The organism is Pseudomonas sp. Mn2068 (assembly GCF_049319725.1).
Taxonomy (GTDB): Bacteria; Pseudomonadota; Gammaproteobacteria; order Pseudomonadales; family Pseudomonadaceae; genus Aquipseudomonas; species Aquipseudomonas gingeri.
The window spans coordinates 372,379-398,226 of sequence record NZ_JBMOUG010000007.1; the positions used below are offsets into that span (position 1 = coordinate 372,379).

Below are 25,848 nucleotides of genomic sequence, written 5' to 3' on the forward strand. Positions count from 1 at the left end.
CTCATGCCTGCGCACGCAGGGCGCCGATAAAAGCCTGCAGGCTGGCAGGCATCTGGCGATTGCTGGGGTAGCACAGATAGAACCCTGGAAACGGCGCCGACCAGGGTTCGAGCAGGGGGATCAACCTGCCCTGGTCCAGTTCCTCGCCGATCCATTCGCGGATCCAGACCGTGATACCCAGTCCGTCGAGGGCTGATTTCAGGGCGACCCCGCAGTCATTGACCACCAGCGAACCCTTGACGCTGATTTCGAAGGGTGTGCCCTCCTTGTAAAAGCGCCATTTGTATAGACCGATCTCCCCCGAGCGACGCCAGTTCACGCAGCGATGCGCGAGCAGGTCGGCCGGGGTCTGTGGTGCGCCGTGTCGGGCTACGTATTCGGGGGAGGCCACGGCAATCTGGGTCAGCGGCGAACTCAGCTTCAGCGCCACCATATCCTGTTCGATAAACTCGCCCAGACGAATTGCCGCGTCGAAACCACGGGCGACAATATCTTCGGTGCTGTCGTCGTTGGTCAGCTCAAGGGTGATATCCGGGTAATTGGCATGGAAGCTCGCCAGCATCGGCTGTACAAAGTGCAGCATGGCCACCTGGGGCGCGCAGATACGCAGGGTACCGGCCGGGGTTTTACGGTAGGTGTTCATTTCCGCCAGCGCATCATCCATGTCGTCAAATGCCGCGCGCAGGCGGATACGCAGGCGCTCGCCGGCCTCGGTGGTGGCTACGCTGCGGGTGGTACGATTGAGCAGGCGTACCCCCAGCCGTTCTTCCAGGGTACGGATGGTCTGGCTCAGGGCGGACGGCGAAACCCCCAGCGCCTGGGCGGCACGGGAGAAGTTTTTCTCCTGGGCGACGGCCACGAAGGCTTTCAACTGAGCGAAATCGCTACCACGCATTATATATGTTCTGCTTCATTATTAATGTAGATAATGAAATATTCTAAATAGAGTCACCGGCTCGGACAATGGACCTCACGCACACACGTGCCGCCTATTGCCCAGGAGCCATCATGCCCAATCCTCTCGCGTCCGATCTGCCGTCATCCATTCTCGAGCCTTTGTCCAGGCCTGACCGTGTGCTGTTGCTCAAGGGCGGCACGGTGATCACCATGGACCCCGATCTCGGCAACTTCGCCAGGGGCGACGTACTGATCCGCGGCACGACCATCGAGGCGGTGGGCGCCTGTCTGCACAGCGCCGATGCCGAAGTGATCGATGCCAGCGGCATGATCGTTATCCCGGGGATGGTCGATACCCATCGTCACGCGTGGGAAGGGCAGTTGCGCCGGATCAATCCGAATTCGCCGACACTTGAAGACTATTGCAATGCCACGCATTTTTCCTTTGCCAGATACTATCGGCCACGGGACATGTACGTGGGTAACCTGCTGACGGCCCTGGGCTGCATCGATGCTGGCATCACCACCATCATCGACAACTCCCATAATGCCCGCAGCGGCGCACATTCGGATGCGGCCATCGAGGCGCTCACCGACGCCGGCATCCGTGCCCTGCATGCCCCGGGAGCACCGCTGTCGGGGGAATGGGACAAGGCGCAATGGCCCGGCGACCTGCGTCGCCTGAAGAACAGACAGGACCTGGGGCCGGAGACGCTGGTGAGCCTGGCAATGATGTCGCAGATCGATCGCGAGCAATGGGCTGTGGCGCGTGAACTGGGGCTGAGCATCGTCACCGAGTTCTTCGGCGCCGGCATGGCGGCCGAGCTGGACGATCTGCAGCGCGAAGGCCTGCTGGGGCGCGACAATATCTTCAACCACTGCACCTGCATGCCCGGCCATGCGTGGGGGATCCTGCGCGACACGGGGGTACGGGTGAACGTCTGCCCGCGTTCCGATGCGCACTACGGCCTGGAGGACGGCAAGTTCGCCTGGCAGGCGGCTCGCGACCACGGTATCCGCCCCGGCCTGAGCGTGGACAACGAAAGTTCCTATGGGGGAGACATGTTCATGGAGATGCGTGTGGCGTTCTACCTGCAACGGGCCGCCGCCCAGGCCGCGCGCTTCAACGGCAGCCCTGCGGACGCCAGCCTGGTGAGCGCTCACCAGTTGCTGCAGGCCGCCACTCTCGATGGTGCGGCCTGTGCCGGTATGGCGTCGCGCATCGGCAGCCTGGCCCCGGGCAAGCAGGCGGACGTGGTACTGATCCGTACCGATGGCCTGGGGGTCTACCCGTCCAACAATGCCTTCGGAACCGTGGTGCACTCCAGCGAGCGTGGCGATATCGACACCGTGATCATTGGCGGGCGGATTCGCAAGCAGGGCGGCGTGGTGCTGGGGGTTGACCGCCAGGCCCTGGTCGATGCGACCGAAGAGTCTCGCGGGTACCTGTTTGCCGCCGCCGGATACCAGCCGGATCCCTTTGCCGAAGGCTTCGCGCCGATCCACAACCACTAAGGAGGTAACCCGTCATGATCCTCCTTTCATTTGTGCTGGCGTTCGTCGCGGGGGTCGCCATTGCCGTACAGGCGGCGGTCAACAGCCAATTGGCCGTGTCCATGATGGGCAATACCTTCTCGGCGGCCTTCTATTCCTTCTTCACCGGCATGCTGCTACTGGGGATCATCGCCGTTACCCGTGGCGGAGTGGCCGAGGCGGTGGCCGCGATTCCCGCGCAACCCTGGTGGCGGCTGGTCGGCGGAGTGCTGGGCGCCGGGGCGATTTTCTGCACGGTATGGCTGGCGCCGCGGATCGGCCTGGCCAACCTGCTGGTGCTGGTGATCGCGGGACAGCTCCTGTCTTCCATGGCCATCGATCACTTCGGCTGGTTGGGGGCGGTACAGCGCCAGGTGGTACCGGTCAAGCTGGTCGGAGCCTGTGTCCTCCTGCTGGGGGTGGCGCTGACGCTGTTCGGTGAGCGACTGCTGGCCTGGTTGAGCCGCGTTTTCTGAGCTTCCAATGAGCATGTGGGACGCCGCTCCCATCCATTCCGTTCAATCGTCAACGCTACTGGAGTCCCTATGCATCTGCCTCGGCGGTATCGAATCCTGCTGTCCGGCGTGTTGATCCGACAGTGCCTGATCGTGGCCGGGGCCGTGGGCCTGATGTCCCTGAGCCCACCCAGTCGGGCGGAGGTATTCAGGGACAGCAGCGCCACCCTTGAGGCGCGCAATGTCTATTTCAATCGTGATTTTCGCGATGGTCCGGGCACCCAGCAGTCCCGGCGTGATGAATGGGCACAAGGGTTCATCCTGAAAGTCCGCTCCGGCTACACCGAGGGGGTGGTCGGCTTCGGCCTGGACATGACGGGCATGCTCGGGGTCCGGCTCGATTCCAGCCCTGATCGCTCCGGTAGCGGCCTGTTGCCGGTGCATGCCGATGGCCGTGCGGCCTCGAACTATTCGAAGCTCGGGCTGACGGCAAAGATGAAGGTCTCGGCGACCGAGCTGAAGCTGGGCACGCTCATTCCGCTGCTGCCGACGATCCGTCCCAACGACGGGATGATCCTGCCGCAATCGTTCGAAGGCACGCTGTTGACCTCCGAGGAACTCAAGGGGTTGAAGCTTACCGCCGGGCGCCTGGACAGCGTCATGTACCGCAACAGCACGGATCGCGAGGACATCGCCCTGAATAACAAGAACAACCGGTTCCAGGCGGCCAAGGGCGAGCACTTCGATCTGCTCGGTGGCGATTACGCCTCACCCGCGAACGGCACGTTCAGCTACCACGTAGCCCAGCTCGAGGATGTCTATCGCCAGCATTTCGTGGGCTGGGTCTTCGTCCGCTCGCTGGGGCCGGGCACCCTGAATGCCGATCTGCGCTGGGCGAGCAGCCGCGACCAGGGTGCCGCCCATGGCGGGAAAATCGACAACCGGGCGTTCGATGGCATGCTCGGCTTCGCGGTGGGCGGGCATACTCTCAGTGCGGGTTACCAGCGAATGTCCGGTGCCAGTGCCTTTCCTTATCTCGACGGGAATGACGCGTACCTGGTGAACTTTGCGCAGATCGGCGATTTTGCGGAGCAGGGCGAACGCTCCTGGCAGGTTCGTCATGACTACGACTTCGCCCAGGCAGGCATTCCCGGACTGACCCTGATGAGTCGCTACATCAGAGGCGACAATGCCCAGGTGAACAATATCGCCGGTACGGGCAAGGAGTGGGAGCGCAACACGGAAATCAGGTATTTGATCCAGCGCGGTCCGTTCAAGGACGTCGCACTGCGGGTTCGCAATGCGACGTACCGTTCAAGCTTTTCCCGTGACGCCGATGAAACCCGGGTGCTGGTCACCTATACCTTGAAAATCTGGTGATCAGGGCTGCCATGGTGTGACATCGCCGCTCAGCTTGCGGTCGAGGAAACACGCGGCGCTGATCAGCGCCAGGTGGGTCAGGGCCTGCGGGGTGTTGCCCAGGTGCCGGGCCTGGGGATCGAACTCTTCGGCATACAACCCCAATGGATTGGCATAGCGCAGCAGTTGTTCGAACTCCAGGTGCGCCTGTTCCACGCGGCCGGCGCGGGCCAGGCATTCGACGTACCAGAACGAGCAGGCGGCAAAGGCGCCTTCGGTGCCCGGCAGGCCGTCGATGGGATGGTCGTCGTTGCGATAGCGGTAGACCATGCCGTCGCGCACCAGGCTTTTCTCGATCGCCTCCAGGGTGGCCAGCCAGCGCGGGTCGGTGGCTCCGACAAAACGCACCAGCGGCATCAGTAGCATCGAGCCGTCGAGGCCGGTGCCGCCGATATGCTGGACGAAATGCCCGCGTTCCGAGTTCCAGAAGTTGTTCCAGATATCGCTGTGGATCGCCTGGCGGGTCTGGTCCCAACGGGCGAACGGCGCCGGCAGCGAGCGCTTGGAGGCCAGGCGGATGGCGCGGTCGAGGGCAACCCAGCACATCAGCCGCGAGTGCAGGAAATGGTGTTTCTCGCCGCGCATCTCCCAGATCCCGACATCGGCCTGGTCCCAGGTTTCGCAGACCTGGTCGACGATCTGGCCGACATGCAGCCAGCCCTGATGGGAAATCGCTTCACCGTATTTGTTGGTCAGGTACACCGCGTCCAGCAACTCGCCAAAGATGTCCAGCTGGATCTGGTCGTAGGCCTGGTTGCCGATGCGCACGGGGCGGGCATTGCCGTGGCCGGACAGGTGTTGCAGTTCGGTTTCGGGGAGTTCCTGGGTGCCGTCGATGGCATAGAGGATATTCAGCTTCAAGGGCTGGTCGCTGCAATCGCCGACGCGCCCGCGCAGCCAGCGCATGAAACCGTTGGCTTCCTCGACATAGCCCAGGCGCATGAAGGCGTAGATGGTGAACGAGGCGTCCCGGATCCAGGTGTAGCGATAGTCCCAGTTGCGTTGGCCGCCGGGGCTTTCCGGCAGGCCGAAGGTGGCCGCGGCGAGGATCGCGCCATGCTTGCGCGAGGTCAGCAGCTTGAGGGTCAGGGCCGAGCGATTGACCGCTTCGCGCCAGCGGCCACGATAGTTGGAGCGGCCGATCCAGTGTCGCCAGAAGGTCAGGGTGCGTTGCAGGGCGAGGTCGCTGCTGCCGACCTTGAGCCGCGGATCGTCGGCGGCGCCCAGGAGGAACTCGGCGCACTGGCCCTGTTCCAGCGCGAAGGTGGCGACGGCGGCATCGCGCCGCAGTTGCAGCGGTTGGTCGGCACACAGGCGCAGGCTTGGCTGGCCGGGTGCGTGGAAGCACACATCCTGCTCGTCGAGGCGGGCGCGGGTCGCGGCGCGCGCGTAGTCATGGCGCACGGCGCAACGCAGGTGGAACGTGGCGCGGCCGCTGACCACTCGTACCCGGCGGATCAGCATGGGCAGGTCGTCTTCGTCGTCGCTGACCGGGAGCAGGTCGGTGATTTCCACCACGGCCCCCGCGCTCAGCCAGCGGGTCTGCAGGACATTGGTATCCGGCAGGTAGATCTGTTCGCGGCGAGCGTCGGGCAGGTCCGGAGCCAGCTGGAAAATCCCCGCTTCCGGGGTGTCGAGCAGGGCGCAGAATATCGACGGGCTGTCGAATGCCGGCCAGCAGAAGAAATCGACGCTGCCACGGTCGTTGATCAGTGCGGCGCTGCTCATGTCGCCGATGACGCCGTGGGCCTCGATCGCGCTCTGGAGCTCTTTGGAAAGAGGTTCGTTGGACAGATCGACCATGGACGCGAAACTCCGAATAGAGGGGATGCCGCTGTCAGTGCGTGCGTTCGAAGGCACTCACAAAGCTGACTGACATTCCCCGGCGGAGTTCAGGCGGGTTGCCGTTCACTGCTCCGGCGTGTCGGCAGGCTCAGGGTCGCCGCCGTAGTGCTGGCCCAGTTCGACGCGGTTTTCCTCGACCCAGCCGCTGAAGTCCTCGCCGCCGTTGGCGATGTACATGACCTGGGCCCAGCCGTCTTCGGTGCTGGCGTACACCGTCAGAATGTCGCCGGGAACGACAAACACCTTTTTGCTGATACAGGCACTGCTGGGGGCACTGTGAAAGTACGCCCGGCCCTTGCCGATCACTTTGCCTTCGACGGGCGGGCGATAGCTGCCGGCTTCGGCATTGGCCTTTTCATTCAGGGCGTCGCAATCGACCGGGGCTTCGGCCGCCCCGGCCAGGGGCGAGAGGCTCAGCAGCAGGCAGGCAAGGGGCAGCAGGCGGGTGGGGCGTTCCATGCAGGCGATGTCCATCGGCGGGTGGGTGAAGGGGGGATCATAGCGCAAGGCGGATTGCCGATCAGCCGGGAAGGGCAACGGGCGTGAGTACCGGCTTGCCGGAAAAATACGCCAGCAGATTCTCCGCCACCAGGCTGACCGTGGCTTCCGATGCCTCCGGCGAAAGGCCGGCGACATGGGGGGTGAGTACCACGTTGGGCAAGTTCTTGAGCACTTGCGGCACATTCGGCTCGTCATCGAAGACGTCCAGCGCGGCTCCGGCAATCCGGCCCTGTTCCAGCGCGGCCACGAGGTCGTCGGTCAGCACTACGCTGGCCCGGGCGATATTGACGATAAAACCGTCCGGACCGAGGGCTTCAAGGGCTTGCCGGCCGATCAGGCCGTTGGTGCCGGCACCGCCCGGTGTGGCGACGATCAGGAAGTCCGAGGCCTGGGCCAGTTCGACCGGGGTTGCGCAATAGTCATAGCCGATGTCCTCGCGCCGGCGGCGATTGTGGTAGCTCACCGACATGCCAAAACCGAGGGCCGCACGCTGGGCAATCGCCATGCCGACCGCGCCCATGCCGAGGATGCCCAGGCGCTTGCCGCCCAGTGATGGGCGCATCAGCTTGCGCCATTCGCCACGGCGTACCGACGCATCGGCCCGGGGAATATCGCGCACCAGCGACAGCAGCAGGGCCATGGCATGGTCGGCTACCGACGAGGCGTTGGCACCGGCGCCGTTGGTCACGACGATGCCGCGTCGTGCGGCGGCATGCAGGTCGACCTTTTCGTAGCCGGCGCCGATCACGCAAATGATTTCCAGCAGGGGCAGGGCGGCGATTTCCTCGGCGAACAGGCCCAGCGGGCCACGGGTCAGGACCGCATTGATACGCTTGCCGTGGGCGGCGATGGCTTCGGCTCGCAGCGCGGTCGTCGGGGCGAGGATCAGCTCGAAACCCTGGCGTTCGATGATCGGCAGGTATTCGTTGACGGTTTCCGTCAACACCAGAACTACGTGGGACATGCGGCGCTCCGCCAATCGGTCAGTGGATGCCGGCAAACTACTCCTGAGTGGCCTCGGCGGGCAAGCGTGGGAACAGGCTTGTGCGGAAGCGAGCCCCTGTGGAAGCGGGCTTGTGTGGGAGTGGACCTTTGTGGGAGCAAGCTTGTGTGGGAGCGGGCTTGCCCGCGAAGAGGCCAGAGCTGTTGCCAGAAGCTTCGCGGGCAAGCCTGCTCCCACAAGGACGCACCCTCCTGTCATCCGGTATGTAGCCGAGACGCCGTTTTTCAGAGGCCAGCCGTCGACCCCAGACCCAGCAACGATTTCGGTTCGAGAAAGGCTTCGAGTCCGTAGGTGCCGTACTCGCGACCGATCCCCGATTGCTTGAAACCACCGAACGGTGCCTGCGGCTCATGGGCCAGGGTATTGATCAGCACACGCCCGGCCTCGATGTGCGCGGCGACGCGGCGGGCCCGTTCGATATCGCGGGACATCACATAGGCCTGCAGGCCGTAGGGCGTGTCATTGGCGATACGCAGGGCCTCTTCCTGGTCACGGTAGGTGATGATCGACAACACCGGGCCGAAGATTTCCTCGCGGGCGATGGTCATGTCGTTGGTCACGCCGCTGAATACCGTCGGGCGTACGAACCAGCCGGCCTGCAGACCTTCGGGCAGGCCTTCGCCACCGGTGAGCAGGCGGGCGCCGCTGTCGATACCCACACGGATGTAACGCTGGACGCGTTGCCATTGTTTCTCGCTGACCATCGGTCCGATGCTGGTGTCCTGTGCCCTCGGGTCGCCGGAGCGGATGGCGCCGATGGCCTTGAGGACGGCGGCCTCGACCTCGGCCAGGCGCTGTTCCGGCACCAGGATCCGGGTGCCGGCGACACAGGCCTGGCCGTTGTTCATGAAACCGGCCTGCAGTGCCATGGGAATGGCCTGGTCGAGGTCGGCGTCGTCGAGAATGACCACCGGGGATTTGCCACCCAGTTCGAGGGTGACGCGCTTCAGCGTCTCGGCGGCGGCGCGCAGGATGGTCTTGCCGACCAGGGTCGAGCCGGTGAAGGAAATCTTCGCCACGTCCGGGTGGCTGCTGATCCGGGCGCCCACCGTTTCGCCGCGGCCGGTGACGATATTGAACACACCGGGCGGCAGGTCGGCCTCGTGCAGGGCCTCGGTGACGATGCGGGTCTGGATCGCGCTCATTTCACTGGGCTTGATCACCGCGGTGCAACCGGCGGCGAGGGCCGAGGCGAGCTTGCCGCAGATAAAGCCGGCATTGCTGTTCCACGGGGTGATCAGGCCGGCCACGCCCAGTGGCTGCATGCTCACTTCGGCGGTCCCGGCCTGGCGGATGAAGTCATAGTTTTCCAGGACCCGGGCCGCCTCCAGCAGTACATTCGCCGCGTGCTGGGCCATCCAGCGCGAGCGCGAAGCCGGTGCGCCATATTCCTCGATCAAGGCATCGTTGAGCTGGTCCTCGCGGGCGGCAATGGCGGCGTGCATGCGTTGCAGCATCGCCAGGCGCTCGGCCTTGGCGGTGCGCGAAAAGGCCGGGAAGGCCGCCTTGGCGGCGGCAATGGCGGCATCGGCGTCCTGCTCGTCGCCCAGGCGGACCTGGCCGATGACCTGGCCGGTGGCCGGGTTGTACAGATCGAACAGTTCCTGGCCGTGGGGGGTGACAAAAGTACCGTTGATATAGATGTGATCGATGCGTTGCATGGCAGCTCCAGAGCGTGCACGGGTGGTGTCGAACACGGTATGGGACTAGGATTGATCTGATAAGCCGGACAGACCGGCATGACTTGATGAGTGATTTGGGATAATGCGCACTTCAGGCCTGACAGAGCTGGAAGCGGTGCTGGCGGTGGCCCGGCATCGGAGTTTTCGCGCGGCGGCGGCCGAGCTGGAGGTCTCGACCTCGGCCTTGAGCCATGCGGTATCGGCGCTGGAGAGTCGGATCGGTGCCCGCCTGTTCAACCGCACGACCCGCAGCGTGGCCTTGTCCGAGGCGGGCGCGCAGTTTGTCGAGAGCATTTCGCCGGCCATGTCGACCATTCGCGAGGCGATGGAGCAGGCCGGCAGTCATGCCGGCATACCCACCGGGACCTTGCGGATCAACACCGCCGCGGGCGCGGCGAAGCAGGCGATGCCGTTGTTCATCGAATACATGCGGCGCTATCCGCAGATGAACGTGGATATCGTCACCGAGGGCAAGCTGATCGATATCGTGGTCGAGGGCTTCGATGCCGGGATTCGCCTGCACGACAGCGTGCCCCAGGACATGATCGCCATTCCCCTGGGCTTGCCGTTGCGTCTGCTGGTGCTGGGCAGCCCGGAGTACTTCTCGCGAAATCCGGTGCCGCAGACGCCGACCGACCTGCTCAAGCACCGCTGCATTCGCCTGCGCCTGCCGAGTGGACGGATCTACCACTGGGAGTTCGAGCGCCATGGCGAAACCCAGGCGGTGGATGTCCAGGGCGTGCTGACCCTGGATGAGTCGACCCTGGTGCTGGAGGCAGCGCGGGCGGGACTGGGGCTGGTGTATGCGACGCAGTGGAATGCCGCCGCCGACCTGGCGGCGGGGACACTGGTGTCGGTCCTGGAAGACTGGACGCCACCGTTTGACGGGCTGTCGCTGTACTACCCCGGTCGCCGCCATGTACCGGCGGGGCTGCGGGCGCTGATCGAATTGATCAGGGAGCGCAGTGGCCAGCCCCTGTAGTCATGGAGTGCCTGGTCTGGCCTCTTCGTGGGCAAGCCCACTCCCACCGTGTCCGAGTCGAACCGGGATCATGTGGGAGCGGGCTTGCCCGCGAAGCAGCCGGTGAGGTCAATGCGCCTCTCCAGCCTTGATCCCCGCCGGTAGCGCCTTGGTCAGCAGCACCGCCAGCATGCTGATGCCCAGGGCAATCCCGACAAAATGGAAGGCGTCGTTGTAGGCCATGATCAGCGCCTGCTGGTGGGTGATTTCACTGAGCTTGCCGAGGGCCGCGCTATCGCTGCCGAGCTTGTCCGCCAGCAGCGCCAGGCGCTCGGCCACTTGCGGGTTGCTCGGGACGATGGACTCGCGCAGGTAGTCGAAATAGACCTTGGTCCGCGCATCCAGCAGGGTCGCGAGCAGGGCAATGCCGATGGCGCCGCCGAGGTTGCGCAGGATGTTGAACAGGCTCGAGGCCGAGCCGGCGTCCTGCGGCAGGATGTAGGCGGTGGCGATCAGCGAGATGGTGACCATGATCAGCGGTTGCCCGAGGGCGCGGATGATCTGGATCTGGTTGAACTGCGGGCCGGCGAAGTCGGGATTGAGCACGCCCGAGGAAAAGCTCGCCAGCCCGAAAAGGCCGAAGCCCAGGGCGCAGAGCATTTTCGGCGAGACGAACTTCATCAGCTTGGGCACCAGCGGAATCAGGAACAGCTGCGGCACGCCCATCCACATGATCACCTCGCCGATCTGCAGGGCGTTGTAGTTCTGGATCTGCGCCAGGTACAGCGGCAGCAGGTAGATCGATCCGTACAGGCCGACCCCCATGCCCAGGCTGGAAATGCTCGACAGACCGAAGTTGCGGTTGCGCAGGATGCGCAGGTTGATCAGCGGGTTGGGCTTGGACAACTGCAGGATCACGAAGGTGATCAGGCCCAGCAGGGCGATGCTGCCCAGGGTCACGATCAGTTGCGATTCCAGCCAGTCCTTGCGGTGGCCTTCCTCGAGGAACACCTGCAGGCAACCGAGGCCGATGCCGAGGCTGACGATCCCGGCGTAGTCGGTGCTCTTGAGCAGTTCCCAGTGCGAGTCCTTTTTCTCCAGGCCGTAGAGCAGGCCACCGATCATGATCAGGCCCGGCGGGATATTGATATAGAAAATGTACTCCCACCCCCAGTTTTCCGTGAGCCAGCCGCCCAGCGTCGGGCCGATGGACGGCGCGAAGGTGGCGGTCATGGCGAACATCGCCATGCCCTTGGCGCGGTGGTGTTCCGGCAGCTTGATCAGGGTCAGGGTAAAGGCCAGCGGAATCAGTGCGCCACCGGTAAAGCCCTGCATGGCACGGAACACGATCATGCTTTCCAGGCTCCAGGCCATCGAGCACAGCAGCGACGAGACGAGAAACCCGAGGGATACCCAGACCGCCAGCCGCCGCGCCGAGAGCAACTGGACCAGCCAGGCCGTCAGCGGGATCATGATGATTTCCGCCACCAGGTAGGATGTGGAGATCCATGAGCCTTCCTCCAGGGTGGCCGACAGGGCGCCCTGGATATCCTTGAGCGAGGAGTTGGTGATCTGGATGTCGAGCACTGCCATGAAGGCGCCGAGCATGACGCTCATGACCGCGATCCAGTCCCGCCGGGTCGGTTCGCCGATCGGGCGGATCAGTTCATCACCGGCCATGGTCAGGGTCGCGGATATCGACCTTGACGGTGACCGACATGCCCGGACGGATGCGGCCCCGCAGCGGGTTGTCGGCGGCAAAGGTCAGCTTGACCGGAATCCGCTGCACCACCTTGGTGAAGTTGCCCGTGGCATTGTCCGGCGGCAACAGGCTGAACTGCGCGCCGGAGGCTGCGAACAGGCTCTCGACGCGGCCCTGGATCGGCGTGTCTTCATAAGCGTCGAAGGTCAGCTTCGCGCTCTGGCCGGGCTGCATATGACCGATCTGGGTTTCCTTGAAGTTGGCCTGGATCCAGATGTCCTGGTCCGGCACGATCGACAGCAGATAGGCGCCGGCCTGCACGTACTGGCCGTTGCGTGCCGCCCGCTGGCCGACCATGCCGCTGATCGGTGCATGGATTTCGCTGCGGGTCAGGTTCAGTTCGGCCTGGGCCAGGTCGACGCGGGCGTTGGCGATCTGGCCGTCGAGGCGCTTGAGTTCGGCGGCGAGGGCGTTGACCTGCTGGCGCTGGCTTTGCAGGTCGGCCTGGGCCTTGGCCACCTGGGAGCGGGCGATATGGTTGTCGGCGGACAGGGTGGTGACCCGCTCTTCCGAGACATAACCGGGCTTGCGCAGGGTCTGCGCCCGCGACAGGTCCAACTGCGAGCGGCCGAGGCTGGCCTGGCTGGATGCCACCTGGGCATCGGCGGCGGCGATCAGGCTGGCCTGCTGGGTCAGCTTGCTCTGGGCCTGCAGGCGTTCGGCCTCGCGGGTGGCCAGGGTGGCATTGGCGCGGTCGACCGCCAGATGAAAATCGTCGCCTTCGAGCCTGACCAGCAACTGGCCTTTTTCGACATGCTGGTTGTCGGCCACCAGCACCTGATCGATACGTGCGCCGAGCTGGCTGGAAACCCGGGTGATTTCTCCCTGGACATAGGCGTTATCGGTGCTTTCATAAAACCGCCCGCGCCAGAACCACTCGGCAAAGAAACCGAGGGCGATCAACAGGACGATCAACAGGAAAACCGACAGGCGACGCTTGAGTTGGGCAGGCATGGGCAGGCAACAATCAGGATAATTAGTGAACTTGGCAGTAGATGAATCTGGCACAGGCCGATTGATGGGTAAATGCCATCCGCGGAGAAAGCCCGGTTTTAGCGGTCTGGCGCCATTTTTAGACCGAAGCTTGGCTTATATGCCCTCTGTCGGGCGCCCCATGCTGGAGACGAGGCCTGTCCGCCTGTTACCATTCGCCCTTTGTTTTATCTCTATTTCGAGACCGCCCATGACCACCGTTCGCACTCGCATCGCGCCATCGCCTACTGGGGATCCCCACGTTGGCACCGCCTACATCGCCTTGTTCAACTACTGCTTCGCCAAGCAGCATGGCGGTGAGTTCATCCTGCGGATCGAAGACACCGATCAGTTGCGCTCGACCCGTGAGTCCGAACAGCAGATTTTCGATGCGCTGAACTGGCTGGGCATCACCTGGGCCGAAGGCCCGGACGTCGGCGGTCCGCACGGTCCGTACCGGCAGAGCGAACGTAGCGAGATCTACAAGAAGTACACCCAGCAACTGGTCGACATGGGCCATGCCTTCCCGTGCTTCTGCACCGCCGAAGAGCTGGACCAGATGCGTGCCGAGCAGATGGCCCGTGGCGAGACCCCGCGCTACGACGGCCGCGCGTTGCTGCTGTCGAAGGAAGAAGTGGCCCGTCGCCTGGCCGCCGGCGAGCCCCATGTGATCCGCATGAAGGTGCCGACCGAAGGCGTCTGCGTGGTGCCGGACATGTTGCGCGGCGAAGTCGAGATCCCATGGGATCGCATGGACATGCAAGTGTTGATGAAGACCGACGGCCTGCCGACCTACTTCCTGGCCAACGTGGTCGACGACCACCTGATGGGCATCACCCACGTGTTGCGCGGCGAGGAATGGCTGCCGTCGGCGCCGAAACTGATCCTGCTCTACGAATACTTCGGCTGGGAACAGCCACAGCTGTGCTACATGCCGCTGCTGCGCAATCCGGACAAGAGCAAGCTGTCCAAGCGCAAGAACCCCACCTCGGTGACGTTCTACGAGCGCATGGGCTTCATGCCCGAAGCGATGCTCAACTACCTGGGGCGCATGGGCTGGTCGATGCCGGACGAGCGCGAGAAGTTCTCGCTGCAGGAAATGGTCGACAACTTCGACCTGTCCCGCGTTTCCCTCGGCGGGCCGATCTTCGATATCGAGAAGCTGTCCTGGCTCAACGGCCAGTGGCTGCGCGACCTGCCGGTGGAAGAGTTCGCCAGCCGCGTGCAGAACTGGGCATTGAATCCTGAATATCTGATGAAGATCGCGCCGCTGGTCCAGGGCCGGGTCGAGACCTTCAGCCAGGTCGCGCCACTGGCGAATTTCTTCTTCGCCGGCAGCCTGCCGCTGGACGCCAAGCTGTTCGAGCACAAGAAACTCGCGCCGGACGATGTGCGCAAGCTCATGCAACTGATCCTGTGGAAGCTGGAAAGCCTGCGCCAGTGGGAGAAGGACAGCATCACCGCGACGATCCAGGCGGTGGTCGATGCCCTGGAACTGAAGCTGCGCGACGCCATGCCGCTGATGTTCGCCTCGATTACCGGGCAGGCGAGTTCGGTGTCGGTGCTCGACGCGATGGAAATCCTCGGCCCGGACCTGACGCGCTTCCGCCTGCGCCAGGCGCTGGACCTGCTGGGTGGCGTATCGAAGAAAGAAAACAAGGAATGGGAAAAGCTGTTGGGCACGATTGCCTGAGTCAGTGTCGGCCGCGCCGCCTCCGTTTCAGGGGCCGGAGGCGTGGCCGACAAGCCCCGGTTTTTCGGGGGGAGGGCGGTAAGTGATTGTTATCCCGGAAAATTCTTTTGAAAAATGTTTAAAAAAAATTTGACAGGGAAGTGGGTCGCACTTAATATGCGCCCCGTCCACAAGACAACACGGAAACACGGCGGCAACGACGGTGTGAAGTGAAGTCGAATGTGGGGCTATAGCTCAGCTGGGAGAGCGCTTGCATGGCATGCAAGAGGTCGACGGTTCGATCCCGTCTAGCTCCACCAATTTAGAAGCTGCAGGGTAGGCTACACTGCCCTGGAGTTTGTACCGGAAGGTCGGAACCAGCACCGATCAGGTACGCAAGGGTTATGTCCCCTTCGTCTAGTGGCCTAGGACACCGCCCTTTCACGGCGGTAACAGGGGTTCGAGTCCCCTAGGGGACGCCAGTTTCACAGAAGTGACGTTGCAGGTTGATGTCACTCCGCCGCGAGGCGAAAAACCTGGGGCTATAGCTCAGCTGGGAGAGCGCTTGCATGGCATGCAAGAGGTCGACGGTTCGATCCCGTCTAGCTCCACCAATTTACACCTCAAGGTCTGGCCACACCGATCTGGAGGTTTGCAGGAGCCGGCTTGCTGGCGATGGTATCGACGCAGTGTTCTGTTGACATGCGTTGCTTGAATCGCCGGGCAGTTGATCCTGCAGTTGTATAGAAGGGTTTGTGTCCCCTTCGTCTAGTGGCCTAGGACACCGCCCTTTCACGGCGGTAACAGGGGTTCGAGTCCCCTAGGGGACGCCACGATTGCCCGCTCTGCGGGATTTTATAAGGGTCATTCAATCATTGAATGGCCCTTTTGTTTGTCTGGCGTTTGGCCTTTTCGCCCTGAATCCCGTTTTCGCAATCTTTGTCGGACCAGCGGTCATACTTAAGCCTTGCGAAAAAATATTATGCGAATAATATTTCCATTGTAATATTTGGAGGTGGCAATGAACGACAAGAAAGCTCAGACCCGCGAGCGAATCCTGCAGGCCGCCAGCGCCGCCCTGATCCAGCGTGGCCCGGCCGAGCCGAGCGTCAGCGAAGTGATGGCCGCCGCCGGGTTGACCGTGGGTGGCTTCTACGCGCATTTCGACAGCAAGGATGCGCTGATGCTCGAGGCCTTCAAGCAACTGCTGTCGCAGCGTCGGGCGAAAATGGACGATGTCGACAGCGAGCTGGCAGGTGAAGAGCGCCGTGCCTTGTTTGCCGCCTTCTATCTGTCGCGCAAGCACCGCGATGCCGTCGATCATGCTTGCCCGATTCCCGCCGTGGTCGGCGAGATCGGCAGCCTGCCGGCATGCTTTCGCGAAGCGCTCAACGAACATGTGGAACTGATGGTCGCGCAACTCGCGTCCAGCCCCGAGGACACCGACAAGGCCCTGGCCGACATCGCCCTGATGATCGGCGGCCTGGCCGTCGCACGGGCGCTGGGACCTGGCGAGTTGTCCGACAGATTGCTGCGCGCCGCCAAGTCGGCGGTGCTCTGACAGGTTTCATCCCTGGCCTGAGGTAACACGCGATGAGCACTTTGAGTTGGATTCGTGGCATCAATGGAACCTTGGGTCGAGTGGCGCCACGGGTGGTCGCCAGCCGCATGCGCCAGATGTTCATGACCCCTCGCGCGCGTTTGCCACGGGACTGGGAGTTGCCGCTGCTGGCAACCGCGGAGCGCATCACCCTGCGCTTCGGCCTTTCCGCCCTGCGCTGGGGGAAAGGTCCGACAGTGCTGCTGATGCATGGCTGGGAAGGGCGGCCGACACAGTTCGCCAACCTGATCAATGCGCTGGTAGCGGCCGGATACACCGCCGTGGCGCTCGATGGTCCGGCCCATGGCCGCTCGCCGGGACGCGAGGCGAATGTGGTGGTGTTTGCCCGGGCCCTGCTCGAAGCCGCCGCCGAACTGCCGCCGCTCAAGGCGGTGGTCGGTCACTCCATGGGCGGCGCCAGCGCGATGCTCGCCACCCAGCTCGGGCTGCGCACCGAAGCCCTGGTCAGTATCGCCGCTCCGGCCCGGGTGCTGGGGGTGCTGCGTGGCTTCGCGCGTTATGTCGGCTTGCCGCCGCGGGCGCGTTCGGCGTTTATCCGTGAAGTCGAGCGGGATGTCGGGATGCGTGCGGCACACCTGGATATCGAGCACTACCAGATGGACATGCCGGGGTTGATCGTCCATGCCGAAGATGACCGGATGGTCCGCGTGGATGAATCACGACGTATTCACGAAGCCTGGTTCGACAGCCGCCTGCTGCGCCTGGAAAGCGGCGGTCACCTGCAGGTGCTGGCCGATCAGCGGCTGATCGACGGGGTGCTCGCGCTGCTGGCGGGCCGCAGCCTCGCGCAGCGTCAATCGGCCTGATCCGTTACACTGCCCCGGTCTTTGAATTGACCGGGAGCGGTACATGAGCTGGGATCTGGCGACACCCTTCACCCTCGACCTGCAGGTGGCCGCCGAGGACATCGACGGCCTCGGGCACGCCAATAACGCGGTGTATGTCACCTGGCTGGAGCGTTGTGCCTGGCGTCATTCCCAGCGCCTGGGCCTGGATCTTGTCGAGTACCGCCGACTGGACCGGGCAATGGCGGTGGTACGCCACGAAATCGATTACCTGGCGGCAGCCTATGAGGGCGACGAACTGCAACTGGCGACCTGGATCGTCGACTGGGACCAGCGCCTGAAGATGACCCGGCGGTTCCAGCTGGTCCGTCCCAGCGATAACCTGACGCTGCTGCGCGCGCAAACCACCTTTGTCTGCATCGAGCTGTCCAGCGGCCGGCCCAAGCGCATGCCGGCGGAGTTTCTCGACGGTTATGGCCCGGCGGTGCAATCGGTCTGAGAAAGTACCGGTTTACGGAAGAAACCCGTAAACTGCCGCACTTTTTCGCGGGCCGCTTTTTTCCATGGCCACTTTTCGCTGACTGCTTTTTTCTATGAGAGTCCCCATGCAAATTGCCCTGGCGCCCATGGAGGGGTTGGTCGACAACATCCTGCGGGATGTCCTGACCCGCGTTGGCGGCATCGACTGGTGCGTCACCGAGTTTATCCGGATCAATGACTCGTTGTTGACGCCGGCCTACTTCCACAAGTTCGCCCCCGAACTGCTGACCGGGGCCCGCACCGCTGCCGGCGTGCCGCTGCGCGTGCAACTGCTGGGTTCCGATCCGGTGTGCCTGGCGGAAAACGCGGCACTGGCCTGTGAACTGGGCTCGCAGGTCATCGACCTGAACTTCGGTTGCCCGGCCAAGACCGTGAACAAATCCCGCGGCGGGGCGGTGCTGCTCAAGGAGCCGGAACTGCTCAACAGCATCGTCGAGCAGGTGCGCCGCGCGGTGCCGGCGCATATCCCGGTGACGGCGAAGATGCGCCTGGGCTTCGACAGCCCGGATGGCGCGCTGGTCTGCGGCACGGCCCTGGCCGAAGGCGGCGCGTCGCAGATTGTCGTGCACGCGCGGACCAAGGTCGACGGCTACAAGCCGCCGGCTCACTGGGAATGGGTGGCGCGGGTCCAGGAAGTGGTCAAGGTGCCGGTGTTCGCCAATGGCGATATCTGGTCGGTGGAAGACTGGCGGCGTTGCCGTGAAGTCAGCGGTGCCGAGGATTTCATGCTTGGTCGCGGCCTGGTATCGCGTCCGGACCTGGCCCGACAGATCGCCGCGGCACGAGCTGGCGAAGAAGTGGTCGAGATGAGTTGGGCCGACCTGCAACCGCTGATCCGCGACTTCTGGGCGCAGGTGGTCACGCAACTGACGCCACGCCAGGCGCCGGGTCGCCTCAAGCAATGGCTGGCGATGCTGACCCGCAATTATCCCGAGGCCGTCGAGCTGTTCAATACCGTGCGCCGCGAGACCGATTGCGACGCGGTCGGGCGCCTGGTGAATACGCCGCTGCCGCAAGTCGCGTGAAAAAAATCAGCACAATCTCTTGAAATGCGTGAGGGCGTTCCTATCTAAGGGTTACGCGATGCCGAATTCGGGTCGCGGCTAAAACCACTCGCTGAATTTCAGGAGATTGACATGACTACCGCATTTTCCCTGGCTCCACTGTTCCGTTCTTCCGTCGGCTTCGACCGTTTCAACGACCTGTTCGAAACCGCGTTGCGCAATGAGCCCGGTAGCAGCTACCCCCCTTACAACGTCGAAAAACACGGTGAAGACCAGTACCGTATCGTCGTCGCGGCAGCCGGTTTCCAGGAAGAAGACCTGGAACTGCAAGTCGAGAAGGGCGTGCTGACCGTCAGTGGCGGCAAGCGTGAAGCCAAGGCCGAAAGCGTCAGCTACCTGCACCAGGGCATTGCCCAGCGTGCCTTCAAGCTGTCCTTCCGCCTGGCCGACCACATCGAGGTCAAGGCCGCCGGCCTGAGTAACGGCCTGCTGAACATCGACCTGCTGCGGGTCGTGCCGGAAGAGGCGAAAGCCAAGCGCATCCCGATCAACGGCGCGCAGCAACCGGCCTTGCAGCACTAAGCGCAAGCCTGCAAGACAGAACCCCGCCTCGGCGGGGTTCTTTGTTTCAGGGCAGGCCGGTCAGCAATTTCTTGAATTCCTCCATGGGCAATGGCCGGCTGTGCAGGTAGCCCTGGTACAGGTGGCAGCCCAGGCCCTCGAGGAACACCAGTTGTTCCGGCAGTTCCACACCTTCGGCGATCACCGTCAGGCCGAGGCTGCGGGCCATGGCGACAATCGCGCGGATGATCTCGGCGTCGTTGGGATCGTGGGTCGCGTCGCGGACAAACGACTGGTCGATCTTCAGCGCGTCCACCGGCAGGCGCTTGAGGTAGGTCAGCGACGAATAGCCGGTGCCGAAATCGTCCATGGCAAAACTGACGCCGAGCTTGTTCAGGCGGCGCATCTTGCTGATGGTGTCCTCCATGTTCTGGATCACGATGCCTTCGGTGATTTCCAGCTTGAGCATCGATGAAGGCACGTTGTGCTGCAGCAGCGTGCGTTCCACCCGTTCGACGAAGTCGGCCTGGCGGAACTGGCGCGGGCTGATGTTCACGCACAGGCTGAAGGAGTGCAGGATCAGCCCGTCGCGCAGCAGTATGCCGAACGCCTCGCAGGCATGATCGAGGATCCAGGTGCCCACCTCGAGGATCAACCCGCTGTCTTCCAGCACCTTGATGAATTCGGTGGGCGATTGCGCACCGAGTTCCGGGTGATGCCAGCGCACCAGCGCTTCGGCACCGACGATGCTGTTGTCGCGGGCGTCGACCTGGGGCTGGAAATGCACGCTGAACTCGCCACGGGAAAGTGCCTGGCGCAGATCGTTTTCCATGCGCAGGCGTTCGCTGGCGGCCTTCTGCATGGTGCTGTGGAACATCTGGGTGATATTGCGCCCCGAGTCCTTGGCCCGATACAACGCGATATCGGCCCGCTTGAGCAGGTCGGCGGGGGTCGAGCCGTGGTCCGGGATAAGGGCCACGCCGATGCTCGGGGTCACCTGCAGGCGCTGGCCGTCGAGGAACATCGGCTCGGCCAGCAGCTCACGGATCGTGTCGGCCAGGTCGCGGACCTTTTGCGTGACTTCGCTGCGCGAGCCGTCGAGGCCGCTGAGCAGCACCACGAACTCGTCACCGCCGAGACGCGCCACGGTGTCTTCGGTGCGCACACTGGCTTCCAGGCGCGCGGTGACCACCTTGAGCACGGTGTCGCCCACCGGGTGGCCGAGGGAGTCGTTGATGTGCTTGAAGTGGTCGAGGTCGAGGAACAGCAGGGCGCCGCGCAGGTTGTGGCGCTTGAGCAGGGCGATCTGCTGGCTCAGGCGGTCCATCAGCAGGGCGCGGTTGGGCAGGTTGGTCAACGGGTCGTGGTAGGCCAGGTGGCGGATCTGCGCCTGGGCATTCTTCAGCAGGCTGATGTCCCGGGCGGTCAACAGCAGGCAGGCGGTTTCGTTGAGCGTGATGGGTTCGACCGATACCTCTACCGTCAGCACGTCGCCGCGCTTGTTGCGCCCGAGCATGTCGCGATGGGGCACATGGCCCTTTTCCTTGAGCTCGTTGAGCAGGGCGGTGCGCTGCTTGTGGTCGGCCCAGATGCCCAGCTCATACACCGTGCGACCGATCACCTCGCTGCTGGTGTAGCCGGTCAGCCGGCAGAAGCCGTCATTGACCTCCAGGTAGCGCCCGCTTTCACGTTCGGTGATGGTGATGGCGTCGGGGCTGGAGTGGAACGCCTTGGCGAATTTTTCCTCGCTGGCCTTGAGCGCGGCCTCGGCCCGTTGCTGCTGGGTGATATCGCGCAGGGTGGTGACGATGCAGGGCTGTTCCTCAACCACGATCTGCCGGCTGGTGATCACGCAGGTCAGGGCCTGGCCGCTCTTGTGGTGGACGATCACCGCGACATTGTTCAGCGCCTGGTCGCGAATCACCTGCTGGATGCGTTGCAGGCGCTTGGCCGAGTCGTCCCAGAGGCCGATCTGTTCGGCGCTGCGGTGGCGGATTTCATCGATGGTCCAGCCAAAGGTCTGGGTGAAGGCCGAGTTGATCTCGATAAACTGCCCGCTGTCCTGCAAGGTCACGCAGATCGGATCGGGGCTGGCCTGGAACAGGCTGGCGAACTTCTCTTCCGAGGCTTGCAGGCGCTGTTCGCGCTCGACCTGTTCGGTGATATCGAGCAGGGTGCCGGCCATGCGCAGGGGATTGCCCTCGCTGTCGCGGTAGAGCCGGGCGCGGCTTTCCAGGTAGCGCGAGGTGCCGTTTTCCAGCTGCACCCGATAGGTCAACTGGTAGTTACCCGCGGGGCCTTCGCGCAGGCTGCGATAGGCCTGGCGCATATTCTCGCGTTCCTCGGTGGGCACGCCGTCGAAGAACGCGTCGAAGGATTCATGGAACGGCTGGGGCTCCAGGCCATGCAATTGCGCCGCTCGCGCCGAGCCGTAGAGCATGCCGCTGGGGATATGCCAGTCCCAGGTGCCCAGTTGGGCCGAATCCAGGGCCAGGTCGAGGCGTTCCTGGCTGTCCTTGAGGGCCTGCTCGGCGTTTTTCTGCTCCGTGGTGTCGAGAAAAGTGCTGAGCAGGTAGGCCTGGCCTTCCAGTTCGACCCGCTGGGCGCTGAGGATGCCATCGTGAATGCGCCCGTTGCTGCCCCGGAACTGCACTTCCTGGCTGACCGATTCGCCCTTGGCCCGCAGCGACTTGACCAGCCGCTCGCGCTCCTCGGGATGCACCCACAGGCCCAGTTCCACGGTGGTCAGACCAATCACCTGGAGCGCCGGCCAGCCGAACAGGCTTTCGAAATACTGATTGGCTTCGCTGATCAGGCCATCTTCCTCGCGGGTCAGCAACACCATGTTCGGGGACAGGTGGAACAGCGTGGCAAAGCGCTTTTCCGAACTGCTGAGGGCATGTTCGCGCTGGCGCTGGTGAGTGATTTCGCGGATCACCCCGATCATCCGGGGCTTGCCGCTCTTGTCCGGGATCAGGCTGCCGTTGATCTCCAGCCAGTGCAGGCTGCCGTCCGGCCAGCGGATGCGGTGATGCATCGCCTGTTCCAGAGGCTCTCCGGCCAGCACGGCATGGAAGGCCCGCACTGTGCGGGCGCGGTCTTCGGCGGGCAGCAGCTCCAGGTAGTCGAGGTCCTTGGGCAGTGGCTGGTGCGGGTCGAAGCCGAACAGCGCCTGGGTGCCGCGGGACCAGCTGACCAGGCCGCTTTCGATGTCCCAATACCAGGCCCCGAGGCGCGCACCATTGAGTGCGGCCAATAACTGCGGCGCGTTTTGCCAGCTTTTTTCCGACTCGTGAGGGTCGAGGGCATGGATGCGTGGCAACGGCGGAATACGGTTAGCATGCTTGGGCATCAACAGCAGTCCTTGGGGTGAAAGGAACGTTTTTGCTGCAAAAGACCTGATGGGGTGGGCCAGCCCCGGCTTATGCCGACAAGGCCGGCAAATCCGTCTGCCCATCCAGTAAAGCCATAAAGGCCCGCGCGGCGTTCGACAGCGTCCGTTCGGTATGCAGGATATAGCCTAGCTGGCGACTCAGTTGTATGCCCGGTAAAGGTATGCGTGCCACCTGATCGTCGAGCATGGTGCGCGGCAGCACGCTCCAGGCCAGGCCGATGGACACCATCATCTTGATGGTTTCCAGGTAGTTGGTGCTCATGGCGATGTTCGGTGTCAGGCCCTGGGCCTCGAACAGGCGCTGGACGATATGGTGGGTAAAGGTGTTGCCGCCGGGGAAAACCGCCGGGCGGTGGGCGATATCGCCGAGGCTGACCGTGCCGCTGCTGGCCAGGGGATGTTCGGGGGCGACGACAAAATCCAGCGGGTCGTCCCACACCGGCACGGCGCGGACCAGGTGATGCGGTTCCGGCGCCAGGGTGATGACCGCCAGCTCGGCGCGACCGTGGAGGATTTCCTCGTAGGCGACCTCCGAATCGAGGAACTGGATATCCAGCGCCACCTGCGGATACTGCCGGGTGAAGGCCCGTAGCAGGGGCGGCAGGCGGTGCAGGCCGATATGATGGCTGGTAGCCAGGGTCAGGCGCCCGCTGACTTCGCCGGTGAGGTTGGTCAGGGCCCGGCGCGTGTCATCCAGCACATTGAGGATCTGGTAGGCCCGGGGCAGCAGGGCCCGGCCGGCCTCGGTCAGGCCGACCTCGCGCCCCAGGCGGTCGAACAGGCGCACGTTGAGTTGCTGCTCCAGCCCGGCGATCCGTTTGCTGATGGCGGGCTGGGTCAGGTGCAGGCGTTCGCCGGCGCCGGAGAAGCTGCCCGTCTCGGCAATGGCGATAAAGGCATTGAGGTTGGCCAGGTCCATTATTTGTATTCCATCTGGTTATCCAAAGCATAAAAATTATGAATTTGAGTTATTCACTCTAACCCCCTAGGATCGACCTCACAAGCCAAAGGGTTATTGAGAATAGTCATCAATAAGCCGGGGCATAGAAACAAGCTGATGAGGAAACGTCTGATGGCCGGCAAAACGCTTTACGACAAGCTTTGGGATTCCCATGAAGTGAAACGGCGCGACGATGGGTCGTCGCTGATCTATATCGACCGTCACATCATCCACGAAGTGACCTCGCCGCAAGCGTTCGAAGGCCTCAAGCTGGCCGGGCGCAAGCCTTGGCGGGTCGACTCGATCATCGCCACTCCCGACCATAACGTGCCGACCACCCCGGAGCGCAAGGGCGGGATCACGGCGATTGCCGACCAGGTGTCGCGCCTGCAGGTGCAGACCCTCGACGACTACTGCGATGAATATGGCATCACCGAATTCAAGATGAATGACGTGCGTCAAGGCATCGTGCACGTGATCGGCCCGGAGCAGGGTGCGACCTTGCCGGGCATGACCGTAGTCTGCGGTGACTCCCACACCTCGACCCACGGCGCCTTCGGGGCCCTGGCCCACGGTATCGGCACGTCCGAGGTCGAGCACGTGTTCGCCACCCAGTGCCTGGTGGCGAAGAAAATGAAGAACATGCTGGTGCGCGTCGAAGGCCAGTTGCCGTTCGGCGTGACCGCCAAGGACATCGTCCTCGCCGTGATCGGCAAGATCGGTACCGCGGGCGGCAACGGCCATGCCATCGAGTTCGCCGGCAGCGCGATCCGCGACCTGTCCATCGAAGGCCGCATGACCATCTGCAACATGTCCATCGAAGCCGGGGCCCGCGTGGGCCTGGTGGCCGCCGATGAAAAGACCGTGGCCTACGTCAAGGACCGGCCGTTCGCCCCGAAAGGCGCCGAGTGGGACCTGGCTGTCGAAGCCTGGAAAGACCTGGTGTCCGACGCCGACGCGGTGTTCGACACCGTGGTCGAGCTGGACGCGACGCAGATCAAGCCGCAGGTCAGTTGGGGCACCTCGCCGGAAATGGTCCTGGCGGTTGACCAGAACGTGCCGGATCCGGCCAAGGAGACCGACCTGGTCAAGCGCGGTTCCATCGAGCGCGCGCTCAAGTACATGGGCCTGCGGGCCAACCAGGCGATCACCGATATCGAGCTCGATCGCGTGTTCATCGGCTCCTGCACCAACTCGCGGATCGAAGACCTGCGTGCGGCGGCGGTGATTGCCAAAGGCCGCAAGGTGGCTTCGACCATCAAGCAGGCCATCGTGGTGCCGGGTTCGGGCCTGGTGAAGGCCCAGGCGGAAGCGGAAGGCCTGGACAAGATTTTCCTCGAGGCCGGTTTCGAATGGCGTGAGCCGGGCTGCTCCATGTGCCTGGCGATGAACCCTGACCGCCTGGAAAGCGGCGAGCACTGCGCGTCGACGTCCAACCGCAACTTCGAAGGGCGCCAGGGCGCCGGCGGGCGTACCCACCTCGTCAGCCCGGCCATGGCCGCCGCGGCTGCCGTCAACGGTCGTTTCATCGACGTTCGCGAATTGATCTGAGGACCACTACATGAAAGCCTTTACCCAGCACACCGGTCTTGTCGCGCCGTTGGATCGTGCCAACGTCGATACCGATCAGATCATTCCCAAGCAGTTCCTCAAGTCGATCAAGCGCACCGGCTTCGGCCCGAACCTGTTCGACGAGTGGCGCTACCTGGATGTCGGCTACGCCTACCAGGACAACTCCAAGCGCCCGTTGAACAAGGATTTTGTGCTCAACGCCGAGCGTTACCAGGGCGCCAGTGTCCTGTTGGCTCGGGAAAACTTCGGTTGCGGCTCCAGTCGCGAGCATGCGCCGTGGGCCCTGGACGAGTACGGTTTCCGCAGCATCATCGCGCCGAGCTACGCCGATATCTTCTTCAACAACAGCTTCAAGAACGGCCTGTTGCCGATCATTCTCGACGAGAGTGAAGTCGACGAGCTGTTCCAGCAGGTCGAGGCGACCCCTGGCTACCAGTTGACGGTCGATCTCGCGGCCCAGACGGTGACCCGTCCGGATGGCAAGGTCTACCACTTCGAAGTCGATGCGTTCCGCAAGCATTGCCTGCTCAACGGCCTGGACGATATCGGCCTGACCTTGACCGACGGTGATGCGATCGCGGCCTTTGAAGCCAGGCACCGGGCGAGCCAGCCCTGGTTGTTTCGCGACGTTTGATTCGAGGCTGACACGTCCTGTGTAGGAGCCGGCTTGCTGGCGATGAGGCCCTTGAGCCCTGCATTGATCTCAGGGGCGCCATCGCCGGCAAGCCG

The 25,848-nt window shown here is 63.5% G+C and carries 21 protein-coding genes and 4 tRNA genes; 16 read left to right on the plus strand and 9 right to left on the minus strand.

Annotation, left to right across the window (positions count from 1 at the left end):
- Position 1: 1 nt before the first annotated feature.
- A complete protein-coding gene (locus ACL9RJ_RS18640; RefSeq protein ID WP_017129411.1) occupies positions 2 to 895 on the minus strand; it encodes a LysR family transcriptional regulator in 894 nt (297 codons plus the stop codon).
- Positions 896 to 1,008: 113 nt separating this feature from the next.
- Here ACL9RJ_RS18640 and ACL9RJ_RS18645 point away from each other — a divergent pair, with 113 nt between their 5' ends.
- The 3 genes from ACL9RJ_RS18645 to ACL9RJ_RS18655 all read left to right on the plus strand — a co-directional run bounded on the left by ACL9RJ_RS18645 (position 1,009) and on the right by ACL9RJ_RS18655 (position 4,265).
- Complete coding sequence (locus ACL9RJ_RS18645) at positions 1,009 to 2,412, plus strand: amidohydrolase family protein (protein WP_042937084.1); 1,404 nt, start codon at positions 1,009 to 1,011, stop codon at positions 2,410 to 2,412.
- 14 nt (positions 2,413 to 2,426) lie between these two features.
- Positions 2,427 to 2,906: a DMT family transporter gene (locus tag ACL9RJ_RS18650; RefSeq protein WP_017129409.1), complete on the plus strand. Its 480-nt coding sequence runs from the start codon at positions 2,427 to 2,429 to the stop codon at positions 2,904 to 2,906.
- A gap of 153 nt (positions 2,907 to 3,059) precedes the next feature.
- A complete protein-coding gene (locus ACL9RJ_RS18655) occupies positions 3,060 to 4,265 on the plus strand; it encodes an OprD family porin (protein ID WP_370590965.1) in 1,206 nt (401 codons plus the stop codon).
- Here ACL9RJ_RS18655 and ACL9RJ_RS18660 read toward each other — a convergent pair whose 3' ends face one another.
- The 4 genes from ACL9RJ_RS18660 to ACL9RJ_RS18675 form a co-directional block, all read right to left on the minus strand.
- The gene (locus tag ACL9RJ_RS18660) at positions 4,266 to 6,107 is read right to left on the minus strand and encodes a glycoside hydrolase family 15 protein (protein WP_177118810.1); all 1,842 of its coding nucleotides are present in this window, start codon (positions 6,105 to 6,107) and stop codon (positions 4,266 to 4,268) included. It abuts the gene before it with no gap.
- A gap of 105 nt (positions 6,108 to 6,212) precedes the next feature.
- On the minus strand, positions 6,213 to 6,608 hold the full coding sequence (locus ACL9RJ_RS18665) for an SH3 domain-containing protein (protein ID WP_042937194.1): 396 nt from the start codon (positions 6,606 to 6,608) through the stop codon (positions 6,213 to 6,215).
- A 61-nt stretch (positions 6,609 to 6,669) separates the two neighbouring features.
- Positions 6,670 to 7,614 carry a 2-hydroxyacid dehydrogenase gene (locus ACL9RJ_RS18670; RefSeq protein WP_177118811.1) on the minus strand — a complete coding sequence of 315 codons (945 nt, stop codon included), beginning with the start codon at positions 7,612 to 7,614 and terminating at the stop codon, positions 6,670 to 6,672.
- Between the two features lie 263 nt (positions 7,615 to 7,877).
- Complete coding sequence (locus tag ACL9RJ_RS18675) at positions 7,878 to 9,314, minus strand: aldehyde dehydrogenase family protein (RefSeq protein ID WP_017129404.1); 1,437 nt, start codon at positions 9,312 to 9,314, stop codon at positions 7,878 to 7,880.
- Positions 9,315 to 9,417: 103 nt separating this feature from the next.
- Here ACL9RJ_RS18675 and ACL9RJ_RS18680 point away from each other — a divergent pair, with 103 nt between their 5' ends.
- Positions 9,418 to 10,317 (plus strand): LysR family transcriptional regulator, encoded by a 900-nt coding sequence (locus tag ACL9RJ_RS18680; protein WP_177086727.1) that lies wholly within the window; start codon positions 9,418 to 9,420, stop codon positions 10,315 to 10,317.
- Between the two features lie 108 nt (positions 10,318 to 10,425).
- Here ACL9RJ_RS18680 and ACL9RJ_RS18685 read toward each other — a convergent pair whose 3' ends face one another.
- Together ACL9RJ_RS18685 and ACL9RJ_RS18690 are read right to left on the minus strand one after the other, a co-directional pair.
- The gene (locus ACL9RJ_RS18685; protein WP_177118812.1) at positions 10,426 to 11,976 is read right to left on the minus strand and encodes an MDR family MFS transporter; all 1,551 of its coding nucleotides are present in this window, start codon (positions 11,974 to 11,976) and stop codon (positions 10,426 to 10,428) included.
- Positions 11,966 to 13,012 (minus strand): HlyD family secretion protein, encoded by a 1,047-nt coding sequence (locus tag ACL9RJ_RS18690; protein WP_017129401.1) that lies wholly within the window; start codon positions 13,010 to 13,012, stop codon positions 11,966 to 11,968. Before ACL9RJ_RS18690 ends, ACL9RJ_RS18685 begins: the two co-directional genes overlap by 11 nt.
- Positions 13,013 to 13,241: 229 nt before the next feature.
- Here ACL9RJ_RS18690 and gltX point away from each other — a divergent pair, with 229 nt between their 5' ends.
- The 10 genes from gltX (at position 13,242) to ACL9RJ_RS18740 (ending at position 19,234) form a co-directional block, all read left to right on the plus strand.
- Positions 13,242 to 14,723, plus strand: coding sequence for a glutamate--tRNA ligase (gene gltX / locus ACL9RJ_RS18695; protein WP_103033075.1), 1,482 nt, complete (start codon positions 13,242 to 13,244; stop codon positions 14,721 to 14,723).
- Positions 14,724 to 14,946: 223 nt separating this feature from the next.
- Positions 14,947 to 15,022 (plus strand) — tRNA-Ala (locus ACL9RJ_RS18700).
- Between the two features lie 86 nt (positions 15,023 to 15,108).
- Positions 15,109 to 15,184 (plus strand) — tRNA-Glu (locus tag ACL9RJ_RS18705).
- Positions 15,185 to 15,240: 56 nt separating this feature from the next.
- Positions 15,241 to 15,316, plus strand: a tRNA-Ala gene (locus ACL9RJ_RS18710).
- Between the two features lie 143 nt (positions 15,317 to 15,459).
- Positions 15,460 to 15,535: transfer RNA gene (locus ACL9RJ_RS18715), tRNA-Glu, on the plus strand.
- A 188-nt stretch (positions 15,536 to 15,723) separates the two neighbouring features.
- On the plus strand, positions 15,724 to 16,263 hold the full coding sequence (locus tag ACL9RJ_RS18720) for a TetR/AcrR family transcriptional regulator (protein WP_017129400.1): 540 nt from the start codon (positions 15,724 to 15,726) through the stop codon (positions 16,261 to 16,263).
- A 32-nt stretch (positions 16,264 to 16,295) separates the two neighbouring features.
- Positions 16,296 to 17,129: an alpha/beta fold hydrolase gene (locus ACL9RJ_RS18725; protein ID WP_042937080.1), complete on the plus strand. Its 834-nt coding sequence runs from the start codon at positions 16,296 to 16,298 to the stop codon at positions 17,127 to 17,129.
- 43 nt (positions 17,130 to 17,172) lie between these two features.
- Complete coding sequence (locus ACL9RJ_RS18730) at positions 17,173 to 17,607, plus strand: acyl-CoA thioesterase (protein WP_017129398.1); 435 nt, start codon at positions 17,173 to 17,175, stop codon at positions 17,605 to 17,607.
- A 106-nt stretch (positions 17,608 to 17,713) separates the two neighbouring features.
- Entirely contained in the window at positions 17,714 to 18,673 is a 960-nt protein-coding gene (locus ACL9RJ_RS18735) for a tRNA dihydrouridine synthase (RefSeq protein WP_177119195.1), read from the plus strand.
- A gap of 111 nt (positions 18,674 to 18,784) precedes the next feature.
- On the plus strand, positions 18,785 to 19,234 hold the full coding sequence (locus ACL9RJ_RS18740; RefSeq protein ID WP_017129396.1) for an Hsp20 family protein: 450 nt from the start codon (positions 18,785 to 18,787) through the stop codon (positions 19,232 to 19,234).
- A 46-nt stretch (positions 19,235 to 19,280) separates the two neighbouring features.
- Here ACL9RJ_RS18740 and ACL9RJ_RS18745 read toward each other — a convergent pair whose 3' ends face one another.
- Both ACL9RJ_RS18745 and ACL9RJ_RS18750 read right to left on the minus strand, forming a co-directional pair.
- The gene (locus tag ACL9RJ_RS18745) at positions 19,281 to 22,565 is read right to left on the minus strand and encodes a PAS domain S-box protein (protein WP_177086734.1); all 3,285 of its coding nucleotides are present in this window, start codon (positions 22,563 to 22,565) and stop codon (positions 19,281 to 19,283) included.
- A gap of 70 nt (positions 22,566 to 22,635) precedes the next feature.
- Positions 22,636 to 23,526, minus strand: coding sequence for a LysR family transcriptional regulator (locus ACL9RJ_RS18750; RefSeq protein WP_103033074.1), 891 nt, complete (start codon positions 23,524 to 23,526; stop codon positions 22,636 to 22,638).
- Between the two features lie 153 nt (positions 23,527 to 23,679).
- Here ACL9RJ_RS18750 and leuC point away from each other — a divergent pair, with 153 nt between their 5' ends.
- Complete coding sequence (gene leuC / locus ACL9RJ_RS18755) at positions 23,680 to 25,098, plus strand: 3-isopropylmalate dehydratase large subunit (RefSeq protein ID WP_422765540.1); 1,419 nt, start codon at positions 23,680 to 23,682, stop codon at positions 25,096 to 25,098.
- Positions 25,099 to 25,108: 10 nt separating this feature from the next.
- Entirely contained in the window at positions 25,109 to 25,753 is a 645-nt protein-coding gene (gene leuD, locus ACL9RJ_RS18760) for a 3-isopropylmalate dehydratase small subunit (protein WP_177119196.1), read from the plus strand.
- Positions 25,754 to 25,848: the final 95 nt, after the last annotated feature.